Genomic DNA, 12,974 nt, shown 5'->3' on the forward strand with positions numbered 1-12,974 from the left:
CTCGATCATGTCGAACGCGACCCTACAGCCGAACCTGTTCAAGCGCGGCCTTGCCGAAGGCAAGCGCCAGCCCGGCCTCTGGCTCACGCTGGAAAGCCTGAACGCGACCGAGATCCTCGCTGGTGCCGGCTATTCCTGGCTGCTGCTCGACATGGAGCACACGCCCGTCGACCCCTCGCAGGTCTCCCAGCACCTGCGCGCGGCCAATGGCGGCACGGCGGAGGTCGTGGTGCGCATCCCGTGGAACGAGCCGATCATGATGAAGCGCCTGCTCGATGCCGGCGTGCGCTCCTTCATGGTGCCCTTCGTGCAGAATGCCGAGGAGGCGCGCGCCGCCGTCGCCGCGACGCGTTACCCGCCGCACGGTATCCGCGGCGTCAGCGGCAACATGCGTGGCAACAACTACGCACGCATCAAGGACTATGGCGAGCGCTACCACGAGGAGCAGTGCATCATCGTGCAGATCGAGACGCCGGCTGCTGCCGCCGCGATCCCCGAAATCGGGGCGGTGGACGGCGTCGACGGCATCTTCGTCGGCCCCAACGACCTCGCCGCCAATATGGGCCTGTTCGGCAAGCCGAGCGCGCCGGAAGTCCGGGCAGAGATCGACAAGATGGTCGGCGCCATCAAGACGACCGGCAAGGCGCCGGGCATCCTGAACTTCAACGTCGGCGAGGCGCGCGAGCTCTTCGACGCCGGCTACAGCTACATCGCCGTCGGTTCCGACACCGCGATCCTGGCGCGGCGCAGCGAGGCGCTGCTCGCCGAGATCAACGCGGCCTGAGCCGCTTCCCATCGAGGATTGCCACCATGTATGCCGCCAGCCTGTTCATCGACGGGGCCTATCTCGAGAAGACCGGCGCCGACCGGATCGAGGTCATCAATCCCGCGACCGAGGAGACCCTCGGCTCGGTTCCTTCCTCCACTCCGGCAGAGGTTGAAGCCGCGCTCGCCGCCGCACAGCGCGGCTTCGAGACGTGGCGCAAGGTGACGCCCTGGGAGCGCTGCAACGTGCTGCGCAAGATCGCCGGCCTGCTGCGCGAGCGGCAGGAGATGATCGCGCGTCTGCTGACCATGGAGATCGGCAAGCCGCTGGCGGAAGCCCGCGTCGAGGTCGCCGTCTCCGCCGAGTATTTCGACTATTGCGCCGATGAGGCCCGCCGTCTGCATGGCTATATGCTCGACGGCCGCACGCCGGGCGCGCGCTTCGAGGTCTCGCACGAGCCGGTCGGCGTCGTGCTGGCGCTGGCGGCCTGGAATTTCCCGATCAGCCTCGCCTCGCGCAAGCTCGCCATGGCGCTCGCCGCCGGCTGCTCGGTGATCCTGCGCCCGGCCGAGGAAGCGCCGGCCTGCGTCGCCGAGCTGGCGCGCTGCTGCCATGATGGCGGCCTGCCGAACGGCGCGGTCAACCTGCTCTTCGGCTCGCCCGAGCAGGTCGTGGTGCCGCTGATGGCGGCTCCTGCCGTGCGCAAGCTCTCCTTCACCGGCTCGACCCGCGTCGGCCAGATCCTGATGCGCCAGGCGGCCGATACGGTGAAGCGCATCACCATGGAGCTCGGCGGCCACGCCCCCTTCATCGTGCTGGGGGATGCCGATGTCGAGAAGGCGGCGACCGCCGCGGTCGGCGGCAAGTTCCGCAATGCCGGCCAGGTCTGCACCTCGCCAAGCCGCTTCTTCGTGCATGAAAAGATCGCCGACGCTTTCACCGAGACGATGGCCCGGAAGGCGCAGGCGCTGCGCCTCGGCAACGGTCTTGAAGATGGTGTCGTGATGGGTCCGCTCGCGACCTCGCGTCAGCGCGACCGGGCCGAGCGCCTGGTCGAGGACGCAGTCGGCAAGGGCGCGACCCTGGCCACGGGCGGCAGACGCCCGGCCAGCCTCAACCGCGGCTATTTCTTTGAGCCGACCGTGCTCGCCGACCTGCCGGAGGACGCTTCGATCCTGACCGACGAGCCCTTCGCCCCGGTCGCGGCGGTGGTGCGCTGCGCGAGCGCGGACGAGGCGATTGCGCGCGCCAATGCGGTCGAGTTCGGCCTTGCCGGCTATCTCTTCACCGCCTCGAAAAGCGCGATCGACCATGTCACGCGCGAGCTGCAGGTCGGCGTGCTCGGCGTCAACACCACTGTCGTCGCCGTGCCCGAGGCGCCATTCGGCGGCATCAAGCAGAGCGGCTTCGGCCGCGAGGGCGGCGCCGAGGGCGTGCGCGAATATCTCAACACAAAGTTCGTTCACAACGCGCCGGCCTGAACTCGGGCCGGACGATAAGAAGCAGTTCAGGGATGGCGGCGGCATGAGCGACAACGAACCGAAGCGGCGCGGCATTGCCGGAGGCCTGACCAATTACGGCGATCCGGAATTCGCCGCCTATCTGCGCCGTTCCTTCGCGCGCTCGATGGGCTATTCCAACGAGGCGCTAGCGCGGCCGATCGTCGGCATCGCCAATACCTATAGCGGCTTCAACAATTGCCACCGCCACTTCCCCGAGCTGCTCGAGGCGGTGAAGCGCGGCGTGCTGATGGCGGGCGGCCTGCCGGTCGAGTTCCCGACCATCTCGCTCGGCGAGGTCTTCCTCAATCCGACAAGCCTGAAATTCCGCAACCTGATGGCGATGGGCACGGAGGAGATGATCCGCGCCCAGCCGATCGACGCCGTCGTGCTTATGGGCGGCTGCGACAAGACCGTGCCGGCGCAGCTGATGGCGGCGCTCTCGGCCAATGTGCCGACGGTGCAGCTCGTCGGCGGGCCAATGTCGACCGGACGGTACAAGGGCGAGCGCCTCGGCGCCTGCACCGATTGCCGTCGCTTCTGGGCGAAGTTCCGCGCCGGCGAGGTCGATGCGCAGGAGATCGACGTGGTCGAGGGCAGGCTTGCGACCACCGCCGGTACCTGCGCCGTGATGGGAACGGCGAGCACCATGGCCTGCATCGCCGAGACGCTCGGCCTGGCGCTGCCGCGCTCGGCCGCGATTCCGGCGGTTCATGCCGACCGCCTTCGTTGCGCCGAGGAAAGCGGCAAGCGCGCGGTCGAGCTGATCGGGACCACCGCCTTGCTGCCGAAGCAGATCGTCACCGAGAAGTCGATCGAGAATGCCTGGCGCATGCTGCTGGCGATCTCCGGCTCGACCAATGCCGTCGTGCATCTCACCGCCGTCGCGCGTCGCGCCGGCATCAAGGTCGATCTCGACCGGCTGAACAAGCTTTCCGACGAGACGCCGGTGCTGGTGAACCTGAAGCCGGTCGGCGACAATTACATGGAGGATTTCTTCGCGGGCGGCGGCGTGCCGGCCGTGCTGAAGGAGCTGCGCGACCTGCTGCATCTCGACTGCCTGACCGTGACCGGCAAGACGCTCGGCGAGCTGATCGACGAGCCGCTGGTCGACCAGGTCGATCGCAGCATCGTCCGCGCCCGAGCCGAGCCGGTCGATCCCGATGGCGGGCTCGTCGCCGTGTTCGGCACGCTGGCGCCGCGCGGGGCCATCGTCAAGCGTGCCGCGGCCGAGAAGCGGCTGCTGGAGCATGAGGGACGGGCCGTGGTCTTCTCCTCGCTGGAGGACCTTGCAGCGCGGATCGACAGCCCCGAGCTCGACGTCGCCGCCGACGACATCCTCGTGCTGCAGAATGCCGGGCCGCGCAGCAGCGCCGCGATGCCGGAGGCCGGCTACCTGCCGATCCCGAAGAAACTCGCCTCGAAAGGCGTCAAGGACATGGTCCGCATCTCCGATGCGCGCATGTCCGGCACCGCCTATGGCGCGATCGTGCTGCATGTCGCGCCGGAGGCCGCAATCGGCGGGCCGCTCGCATTGGTGCGCAATGGCGACCGGATCAGGCTCAGCGTCGCCGAACGCCGGCTCGACCTGCTGGTCGACGAAGTCGAGCTCGAGACGCGACGCAAGGCGCTGCCGGCACGGAGCGAGGTGAAGCGGCGCGGCTATGACCGGCTCTATGACGAGCACGTACTGCAGGCCGACGAGGGCGTCGATTTCGATTTCTGCTAGGCGGTTCCTGTATCGTTGAGCTGGATGAGGGGTGCTCGGCAATCGTCGTGCGACCCCTCATCCGTCAGCGCTTCGCGCTGCCACCTTCTCCCGCAAGGGGCGAAGGGAGATGTTCGGCCAAGTTTCGATTTCACATTCGTTTGCGGCATGGTTTCATGCCGATTCGAAAGAGCGGATGTGGAAGCGAAACTCCCATGGACCAGTTCAGCACGCCACGCCAGGCCGATATCCTCGCCATGGCGCGGGCGCAGGGCAAGGTCAGCGTCGATGAGCTGGCGGCGCGGTTCGAGGTCAGCCCCCAAACGATCCGCAAGGATCTCAACGAGTTATGCGACCGCAAGCTGATGACGCGCGTGCATGGCGGCGCGGTCATCGCATCGGGCGTCGAGAATGTCGCTTATGAGGCGCGGCGTTTCATCTCACAGCCGGAAAAGCGCGCGATCGGTGAAGCGGCGGCGCGACTGATTCCCAACAACGCCTCGCTCTTCATCAATGTCGGCACCACGACCGAAGAGGTGGCGCGCGCGCTGATGCAGCATGAGGGGTTGCTGGTGATCACCAACAACCTCAATGTCGCGACCCTGCTCTATCGCCAGCCGAAGATCGAGGTCGTGGTCGCGGGCGGGCCGGTGCGCCGCGCCGACGGAGCCCTGATCGGCTCGACCACGGTCGATTTCATCAAGCAGTTCAAGGTCGATTACGCCGTGATAGGAGCCTCCGCCATCGATGAGGATGGGGCCCTGCTCGATTTCGACATTCGCGAGGTGCGGGTCTCGCGCGCGATCATCGACAATGCGCGCCAGGTCATGCTGGTTGCCGACCGGCTGAAGCTCGAACGCGCCGCCCCGATCCGCATCGGCCATCTCAGTGAGGTCGATGTCTTCGTCACCGACGAATTGGCCTCGCCGGCGTTGCGCACGCTGTGCAAGACCGATGCGGTCGAACTGGTCGAGGTCGGGCTTCAGGAGTGATGGACGCGCATTTCGACGCTCGTATTGGCACATTCGAGTTTCGTTATCTTCATCTTGCTTTCGCTTTTCGGCTCACATACTCTCCAATCGGCATTTGAATGAAAGCCGCCCCAAGGGTGGCTTGGGAGTTGTCGTGAACGCCAGCCGCCCCAGCCCCGCAGCGCCTTTCGACCTCGCCATCATCGGCGGCGGCGTGAATGGCTGCGGCATCGCGCGCGATGCGGCGGGTCGCGGCGCCTCGGTCGTGCTGTTCGAGCAGAACGACCTCGCCAGCGCGACCTCCTCGGCCTCGACCAAGCTGATCCATGGCGGGCTGCGCTACCTCGAACACTATGAATTCCGTCTGGTACGCGAGGCGCTGATGGAGCGCGAGGTGCTGTGGCGCATGGCGCCGCACATCATCCGGCCGCTGCGCTTCGTGCTGCCGCATCATCAAGGCCTGCGCCCGGCCTGGCTGCTGCGGCTCGGCCTCTTCCTTTATGACCATCTCGGCGGGCGCAAATTGCTGCCGCCGACCCGCACGCTCGATCTCGGCCGGGAGCCCGCCGGCCAGCCTCTGAAGGACGACCACGCCAAGGCTTTCGAATATTCCGATTGCTGGGTGGAGGATTCGCGCCTCGTCGTGCTGAACGCGGCCGATGCAGCCGCGCGCGGCGCCGAGATCCGCACCGGCAGCAAGGTGGTCTCGGCCGAGCGCAGGGATGGTCTATGGCGGATCGAGACCGAGCATGACGGCCGCCGGGAGAGCATCGAGGCCAAGGTGCTGATCAACGCGGCAGGCCCCTGGGTCGGCTCGGTGCTGAACGGCGTGGTGCGCGCCAACACGAAGGCCGCCGTGCGCATGGTCCAGGGCAGCCATATCGTGGTGCGCAAGCTGTACGACCATGATCGCTGCTACATCTTCCAGAATGCCGATGGCCGCATCGTCTTCGCCATTCCCTATGAGGGCGATTTCACGCTGATCGGCACCACCGACCGCGACTATCACGGCGACCCGAGCGAGGTCGCCATCAGCCCCGAAGAGATCGACTATCTCTGCGCCGCGGCGAGCGAATATTTCCGCGAGCCCGTGACCCGTGATAATGTCGTCTGGACCTATTCCGGTGTGCGCCCGCTTTATGATGACGGCGCCTCGAAGGCTCAGGAGGCGACGCGCGACTACGTGCTCACCCTTGATGCTCCGGAGGACCAGGCGCCCCTGCTTTCGGTGTTCGGCGGCAAGATCACGACCTATCGCCGCCTCGCCGAGGCCGCCATCGAAAAGCTGGAGCCGCATGCCGGCTGGGCGCAGCGGTCGGCCTGGACCAAGGAGGCGAGCTTGCCGGGGGGCGATTTCCCCGTCACCGGTTTTGACGCGCTGGTCGATGCGATCGGCGCCGAGCATCCCTGGCTGCGCCGCCCCATGATCACCAGGCTGGCCCGCGCCTATGGCACAAAAGCCCGCGAAATGCTCGCCGGCGCGCAGGGCTCGGCGGATCTCGGCCGGCATTTCGGCGCCGACCTCTACGAACTGGAGGTGCGCTACCTGATGCGTGCCGAGTTCGCGCGCCGGGCAGCGGATGTGCTGTGGCGCCGGAGCAAGCTCGGCCTGCGGCTTTCGGAGGCTCAGCGCGAGGCGCTGGATGAATTCATGCGGACGGCGGCAACGCCAACGGAGATAGCGACGGCGATCAGAAAAACTGCGTGAGGGAGGCTGGCTTGGGTCTGGTTCTCGACAAGGTCCGGCGCGAGGTCGGGGCTGAAACGCATATCCATGAGACGAGCCTGCGCCTGAAGCCCGGCACGATGACCGTGCTTCTCGGCGCGACGCTGTCCGGCAAGACCTCGCTGATGCGGCTGATGGCCGGGCTCGACCGGCCGAGCGCGGGGCGCATCCTCACCGATGACGGCGTCAAGGAGACCGACGTGACCGGGATACCGGTGCGCCAACGCTCGGTCGCGATGGTCTACCAGCAGTTCATCAATTACCCGAACTTCTCGGTCTTCGAGAATATCGCCTCGCCGCTCAGGGTGAAGGGCCTGCCCAAGGCCGAGGTCGAGAGCAAGGTGCGGGCGATGGCGCGGCTGATGCAGCTCGAGCCCTATCTGGAGCGCATGCCGCTCAACCTCTCCGGTGGCCAGCAGCAGCGCACCGCGATGGCGCGGGCGCTGATCAAGGGCGCCGATCTCGTGTTGCTCGACGAGCCGCTCGCCAATCTCGACTACAAGCTGCGCGAGGAATTGCGCGAGGAGCTGCCGAAGATCGTGCGCAGCTCGAAGGCGACCGTGGTCTACGCCACGACCGAGCCGCAGGAAGCGCTGCTGCTCGGCGACTACACCGCGACGCTCTGGCAGGGCCGCGTGACGCAATATGGTGGCAGCGCCGAGGTCTATCGCCGGCCGCAGGACCTGACCACGGCGCAGATCTTCTCGGATCCTCCGCTCAACCTGATGCCGGTGACGAAGCGCGGCGCCACGATCCTGCTGCCGGGCGATGCGAGCGCGCCTGCGACGGGGGCGCTCGCCGGGCTGGCGGATGGCGAATACCGGCTCGGCTTCCGTGCGCATCAGCTGGCGCTGCGTCCCGGCGCAGGAGCGAGCCTCGGTTTCGACGGCACGGTCACGGTGGCCGAGATCACCGGCTCGGAAAGCTATGTTCATGTCGAGGTCGCCGGCTCGCGCTGGGTGGCGCTGGTGCCGGGCGTGCAGGAGCTGGAGCCGGGTGCGGCGGTGAGGGTCCATGTCGACCCGGCTGCGGTCTTCGTCTTCGGGCCCGACGGGGAGCTTGCGCATGCTCCCGCCTTCCTCTCGGCGGCATGAGGGCACGGCAATGGCGCGTATCGAACTTTCGGATCTCGCCCATTCCTACAAGCCGGACGCGAAGGATGCGCGCGATTTCGCGCTGAAGCCAATGAACCTGACCTGGCGCCAGGGCGGCGCCTATGCGCTGCTCGGCCCCTCCGGCTGCGGCAAGACCACCCTGCTCAACATCATTTCCGGGCTGCTGACGCCCTCGCACGGCCAGGTGCTGTTCGACGGGCGCGACGTCACGGGGCTGCCGACCGAGAAGCGCAATATCGCGCAGGTCTTCCAGTTCCCGGTCGTCTACGACACGATGAGCGTGTACGAGAACCTCGCCTTCCCGCTGCGCAATCGCGGCATGGCGGGCAAGGCGGTCGATGCGCGCGTGCGCGAGATCGCCGGGCTGCTCGAGATGAGCGGCGAGCTCGGCCGCAAGGCGCGCGGGCTGACCGCCGACGCCAAGCAGAAGATCTCGCTCGGGCGCGGGCTGGTCAGGCCGGATGTGGCGGCGATCCTGTTCGACGAGCCGCTGACCGTGATCGACCCGCAGCTGAAATGGGAGCTGCGCTCGAAGCTCAAGGCCCTGCACCGGGCACTCGACGTCACCATGATCTATGTGACGCATGATCAGACGGAGGCGCTGACCTTCGCCGACACGGTCGTCGTGATGCATGACGGCAAGGTCGTGCAGGCCGGGCGGCCGGACGAGCTGTTCGAGCGGCCGGCGCATACATTCGTCGGCTATTTCATCGGCTCGCCCGGCATGAACGTGCTACCCGCAAGGGTCGAAGGCGCCAGCGCCCATGTCGACGGCGCCGCGATCGCGCTCAGCCGGCGCTACGACATCCCCGCGGGCAAGCGCATCGAGATCGGCATCCGGCCGGAATTCGCCAGCCTCACCCCTGCCGGCGAAGGGCTGCCGGTCACGGTCGAGCGCATCGACGATCTCGGCCGCACGCGGCTCGCCCGAGTCAGGCTCGGCGGGCATGCCTTCGCCGCCGGCGTACCGGATGCGCTGAGCGGCATCGGCGCGACGGCTGGCGTCATCCTCCGGCCCGGCCATGTCCATGTCTATGCCGATGGCGAACTACTTGAGCCGGATGACTCCGAATGGAGGCGCAAACCGCCGCCATCCGGGGCCTGAATCCGTCTCTCAATAAAGCGTAGGAGCATGAGGTCGGGGAGAGCCTGATGGACAAGCCTTACGACAACCGCGCCTGGCTGCTCGTCCTGCCGGTGCTCGCCATCGTCGCCTTCTCGGCGGTGATCCCGCTGATGACGGTGGTGAACTATTCGGTGCAGGACACGTTCGGGAACAACCAGTTCTTCTGGAACGGCACCGGCTGGTTCAAGGAGCTGCTCGACCCGTCGACCGATCTCGGCTCGCGCGTCTTCGACTCGTTCTGGCGCAACCTCGCCTTCTCCGCGATCATCCTCGCCATCGAGGTGCCGCTCGGCATCGCGGTCGCGCTCGCCATGCCGCGCCAGGGCTGGAAAGTGGCGGCGACGCTGGTGCTGATGGCGATGCCGCTGCTCGTGCCCTGGAACGTCGTCGGCACGATCTGGCAGGTCTTCGCGCGGCCCGATATCGGGCTGCTCGGCTACGCGATCAACCGGCTCGGCATCGACTATAATTACGTCGCCGACCCGCTCGACGCCTGGATCACCATCATCGTGATGGATGTCTGGCACTGGACCTCGCTGGTGGCGCTGCTCTGCTATGCCGGGCTGAAATCCATCCCCGACGCCTATTACCAGGCGGCCCGCATCGACGGCGCCAGCCGCTGGGCGGTGTTCCGCTTCATCCAGCTGCCGAAGATGCGGCGCGTGCTGATCATCGCCGTGCTGCTGCGCTTCATGGACTCCTTCATGATCTATACCGAGCCCTTCGTCGTCACCGGCGGCGGTCCCGGCAATTCGACGACCTTCCTCTCGATCGAGCTGGTCAAGCTCGCACTCGGGCAGTTCGACCTCGGCAAGGCGGCCGCCATGTCGATCGTCTACAACCTGATCATCCTCGCCGTGTGCTGGGTCTTCTACACGGTGATGACCAATCTCGATGTCGAGCGCCGGCGCCCGCCGGCGGATGCGTGAGGGGCCGCCGATGACGACGGACAGCCTCGCCTCGACCTCCTCGCTTCCCGCCGCCAAGGCGATGCCGGCGGCGCGCTCGGCCTTCCGCTTCAATGGCGGGGCGCTAACGCTCGGGCTCTACCTGATTTTCCTGCTGCTGCCGATCTACTGGCTGATCGTGATGAGCCTGAAGACCAATGCCGAGATCAATTCCGGCATGACACTCTGGCCGCGCGAGATCACGTTCGAGAACTACCGGACGATCTTCACCGACCCGTCCTGGTATTCCGGATATATCAACTCGCTGACCTATGTGGTCATGAACACGGTGCTGTCGATCTCGCTGGCGTTGCCGGCGGCCTATGCCTTCTCGCGCTACCGTTTCCTCGGCGACAAGCACCTGTTCTTCTGGCTGCTCTCGAACCGGATGGCGCCGCCGGCGATCTTCGCCCTGCCCTTCTTCAACCTCTATTCGGCGATCGGGCTGTTCGACACGCCGCTAGCGGTGGCCCTCGCCCATTGCCTGTTCAACGTGCCGCTCGCGGTCTGGATCCTCGAGGGCTTCATGTCGGGCGTGCCGCGCGAGATCGACGAGACCGCCTATCTCGACGGCTATTCCTTCCCGCGCTTCTTCGCGAAGATCTTCACGCCGATCATCGCCAACGGCATCGGCGTCACCGCCTTTTTCTGCTTCATGTTCTCCTGGGTCGAGCTGCTGCTGGCGCGCACGCTGACCACGGTCAACGCCAAGCCGATCGCGGCCACGATGACGCGCACGGTCTCGGCCGCCGGCATGGACTGGGGGCTCCTGGCAGCAGCCGGCGTGCTGACACTGATCCCCGGAGCGCTCGTGATCTGGTTCGTCCGCAACTACATCGCCAAGGGCTTCGCCCTGGGGAGGGTATAGCCATGCCCGATCTCGCATGGATGGCTTGGACGCCGCAGACCGGCCTGTTTTTCGTCACGCTGCTTTGCCTGCTCCTGCTGATGACGGCGCTGGCGATCTGGCGGCCGGAGATCGAGCGCATCGGCGTGCTCGGTATCCCCACCACGCGCGGCGACCGGCTCTTCCTGAGCCTGTTGGGGGCCGCCTTCATCCATCTCGCCTGGCTCGGGCTCGCCAGCGGCGAGCTGTGGTGGGCCTCGCTTCTCTCCCTTGCTTATGCCGCAGCGGTTTTCCGCTTCGTCTGACCAACCACGGAGGCTGACCACGATAGACCCCGCCTTCGCAAGAAGAGGCCGCCAAGGCCCTGCTCGGAAGTTTCCAACGACAACAATCAACATGTGGAGGAAACGATGAAGAAGCATCTTTTAGCCGCCACCGCGCTTTGCCTCGTGCTCGGCAGCGCACCCGCCTTCGCCGACATGGACGCGGCGCGACGCTGGGTCGACAGCGAATTCCAGCCCTCGACCCTCCCCAAGGACCAGCAGCTCAAGGAGATGGAATGGTTCGTCAATGCGGCGAAGCCCTTCGCCGGCATGGAGATCAACGTCGTCTCCGAGACCATCACCACCCATGAATACGAGGCCCGCACGCTGGCGCGCGCCTTCAGCGAGATCACCGGGATCAAGCTGAAGCATGACCTGATCCAGGAAGGCGACGTGGTCGAGAAGCTGCAGACGCAGATGCAGTCGGGCCGCAACGTCTACGACGGCTGGATCAACGATTCCGACCTGATCGGCACGCATTTCCGCTACAAGCAGACGACCAACCTGACCGACTGGATGGCGGGACCGGGCAAGGACGTCACCAATCCGCTGCTCGATGTCGACGACTTCATCGGCAAGTCCTTCGGCACCGCCCCGGACAAGAAGCTCTACCAGCTCCCCGACCAGCAGTTCGCGAACCTCTATTGGTTCCGCTACGACTGGTTCACGCGGCCGGACCTGAAGGAGAAGTTCAAGGCCAAATACGGCTACGAGCTCGGCGTGCCCGTGAACTGGTCGGCCTATGAGGATATCGCCGAGTTCTTCACCAATGACGTCAAGGAAATCGACGGCACCCGGGTCTATGGCCATATGGACTATGGCAAGAAGGACCCGTCGCTCGGCTGGCGCTTCACCGATGCCTGGCTCTCGATGGCTGGCAACGGCGACAAGGGCATTCCCAACGGGCTGCCGGTCGATGAATGGGGCATCCGCATGGAGGGCTGCCGACCGGTCGGCTCATCCGTCGATCGCGGCGGCGACACAAACGGACCTGCCTCGGTCTATGCCGTGCAGAAATATGTCGACTGGCTCAATAAATACGCGCCGCCGCAGGCGCGCGGCATGACCTTCTCGGAATCGGGGCCGGTGCCGGCGCAAGGCGCCATCGCCCAGCAGATCTTCTGGTACACCGCCTTCACCGCCGACATGGTCAAGCCCGGGCTGCCGGTGGTGAATGCCGACGGCACGCCGAAATGGCGGATGGCGCCCTCGCCCAAGGGCTCCTACTGGAAGGAGGGCATGAAGCTCGGCTACCAGGATGCGGGCTCGGCCACGCTGCTCGAATCGACCCCGATCGAGAAGCGCAAGGCGGCCTGGCTCTATCTGCAGTTCATCGTCTCGAAGACAGTCAGCCTGAAGAAGAGCCATGTCGGGCTGACCTTCATTCGCGAGAGCGACATCTGGGACAAGAGCTTCACCGAGCGGGCGCCGAAGCTCGGCGGCCTCATCGAGTTCTACCGCTCGCCGGCGCGCGTGCAGTGGACGCCGACCGGCAACAACGTGCCGGATTATCCGCGCCTCGCCCAGCTTTGGTGGCAGAATATCGGCGACGCCTCCTCGGGCGCCAAGACCGCTCAGGCGGCGATGGATTCGCTGGCGGCGGCGCAGGACTCGGTGCTGGAGCGGCTGGAACGCTCGGGCGTCCAGGGCGATTGCGGGCCGAAGCTGAACCCGAAGACCTCAGCCGATGCCTGGTTCCAGAAGTCGAAGGCCGACGGCAATATCGCGCCGCAGCCGAAGCTCGCCAATGAGAAGCCGAAGGGCGAGACGGTCGATTACGACACGCTGATCAAGTCCTGGCCGGCCACCCCGCCGAAGCGGAGCAACTGAGCGGGCGCCGGACGCGCGAAAACCCGGAATCCCCTTTCCCGCAAGGAGAGGGGTAGGGGTGAGGTGTAGGCCGCCGGACGCGGGGACCGCTTCCTCCCGGCGGCGACCGTGGCATT

The 12,974-nt window shown here is 66.3% G+C and carries 11 protein-coding genes; all 11 read left to right on the forward strand.

From position 1 onward, the window contains the following. Nucleotides 1-7: 7 nt before the first annotated feature. Nucleotides 8-784 carry an HpcH/HpaI aldolase family protein gene (locus EV560_RS06790; RefSeq protein WP_131854978.1) on the forward strand — a complete coding sequence of 259 codons (777 nt, stop codon included), beginning with the start codon at nucleotides 8-10 and terminating at the stop codon, nucleotides 782-784. 26 nt (nucleotides 785-810) lie between these two features. Beyond that, nucleotides 811-2,247: an NAD-dependent succinate-semialdehyde dehydrogenase gene (locus tag EV560_RS06795; protein WP_131854979.1), complete on the forward strand. Its 1,437-nt coding sequence runs from the start codon at nucleotides 811-813 to the stop codon at nucleotides 2,245-2,247. A gap of 43 nt (nucleotides 2,248-2,290) precedes the next feature. Further along, complete coding sequence (locus EV560_RS06800) at nucleotides 2,291-3,994, forward strand: IlvD/Edd family dehydratase (protein WP_131854980.1); 1,704 nt, start codon at nucleotides 2,291-2,293, stop codon at nucleotides 3,992-3,994. 194 nt (nucleotides 3,995-4,188) lie between these two features. Further along, nucleotides 4,189-4,965, forward strand: a complete 777-nt coding sequence (locus tag EV560_RS06805; RefSeq protein ID WP_131854981.1) for a DeoR/GlpR family DNA-binding transcription regulator — start codon at nucleotides 4,189-4,191, stop codon at nucleotides 4,963-4,965. A gap of 133 nt (nucleotides 4,966-5,098) precedes the next feature. Next, nucleotides 5,099-6,652, forward strand: a complete 1,554-nt coding sequence (gene glpD / locus EV560_RS06810) for a glycerol-3-phosphate dehydrogenase (protein ID WP_248311926.1) — start codon at nucleotides 5,099-5,101, stop codon at nucleotides 6,650-6,652. A gap of 11 nt (nucleotides 6,653-6,663) precedes the next feature. Next, entirely contained in the window at nucleotides 6,664-7,764 is a 1,101-nt protein-coding gene (locus EV560_RS06815) for an ABC transporter ATP-binding protein (protein ID WP_131854983.1), read from the forward strand. A 10-nt stretch (nucleotides 7,765-7,774) separates the two neighbouring features. Continuing rightward, entirely contained in the window at nucleotides 7,775-8,890 is a 1,116-nt protein-coding gene (locus EV560_RS06820; RefSeq protein WP_131854984.1) for an ABC transporter ATP-binding protein, read from the forward strand. 47 nt (nucleotides 8,891-8,937) lie between these two features. Then, on the forward strand, nucleotides 8,938-9,840 hold the full coding sequence (locus EV560_RS06825) for a carbohydrate ABC transporter permease (protein WP_131854985.1): 903 nt from the start codon (nucleotides 8,938-8,940) through the stop codon (nucleotides 9,838-9,840). Nucleotides 9,841-9,901: 61 nt separating this feature from the next. Then, a complete protein-coding gene (locus tag EV560_RS06830; RefSeq protein ID WP_131855489.1) occupies nucleotides 9,902-10,726 on the forward strand; it encodes a carbohydrate ABC transporter permease in 825 nt (274 codons plus the stop codon). A 2-nt stretch (nucleotides 10,727-10,728) separates the two neighbouring features. Further along, the gene (locus EV560_RS06835) at nucleotides 10,729-11,010 is read left to right on the forward strand and encodes a DUF2160 domain-containing protein (RefSeq protein WP_131854986.1); all 282 of its coding nucleotides are present in this window, start codon (nucleotides 10,729-10,731) and stop codon (nucleotides 11,008-11,010) included. Nucleotides 11,011-11,115: 105 nt separating this feature from the next. Beyond that, nucleotides 11,116-12,858, forward strand: coding sequence for an ABC transporter substrate-binding protein (locus tag EV560_RS06840; protein ID WP_131854987.1), 1,743 nt, complete (start codon nucleotides 11,116-11,118; stop codon nucleotides 12,856-12,858). Nucleotides 12,859-12,974 lie beyond the last annotated feature (116 nt).

Origin of the sequence: Allobosea sp. BK604 (genome assembly GCF_004341515.1) — a bacterium.
Taxonomy (GTDB): domain Bacteria; phylum Pseudomonadota; class Alphaproteobacteria; order Rhizobiales; family Beijerinckiaceae; genus Allobosea.

Excerpts from the sequence above, each read along its gene's own strand:
- EV560_RS06820 (WP_131854984.1), top strand. The coding sequence starts at position 7,775 with ATGGCGCGTATCGAACTTTCGGATCTCGCCCATTCCTACAAGCCGGAC.
- EV560_RS06795 (WP_131854979.1), top strand. The coding sequence starts at position 811 with ATGTATGCCGCCAGCCTGTTCATCGACGGGGCCTATCTCGAGAAGACC.
- EV560_RS06790 (WP_131854978.1), top strand. The coding sequence starts at position 8 with ATGTCGAACGCGACCCTACAGCCGAACCTGTTCAAGCGCGGCCTTGCC.
- EV560_RS06840 (WP_131854987.1), top strand. The coding sequence starts at position 11,116 with ATGAAGAAGCATCTTTTAGCCGCCACCGCGCTTTGCCTCGTGCTCGGC.
- EV560_RS06825 (WP_131854985.1), top strand. The coding sequence starts at position 8,938 with ATGGACAAGCCTTACGACAACCGCGCCTGGCTGCTCGTCCTGCCGGTG.
- EV560_RS06835 (WP_131854986.1), top strand. The coding sequence starts at position 10,729 with ATGCCCGATCTCGCATGGATGGCTTGGACGCCGCAGACCGGCCTGTTT.
- EV560_RS06830 (WP_131855489.1), top strand. The coding sequence starts at position 9,902 with ATGCCGGCGGCGCGCTCGGCCTTCCGCTTCAATGGCGGGGCGCTAACG.
- EV560_RS06800 (WP_131854980.1), top strand. The coding sequence starts at position 2,291 with ATGAGCGACAACGAACCGAAGCGGCGCGGCATTGCCGGAGGCCTGACC.
- EV560_RS06805 (WP_131854981.1), top strand. The coding sequence starts at position 4,189 with ATGGACCAGTTCAGCACGCCACGCCAGGCCGATATCCTCGCCATGGCG.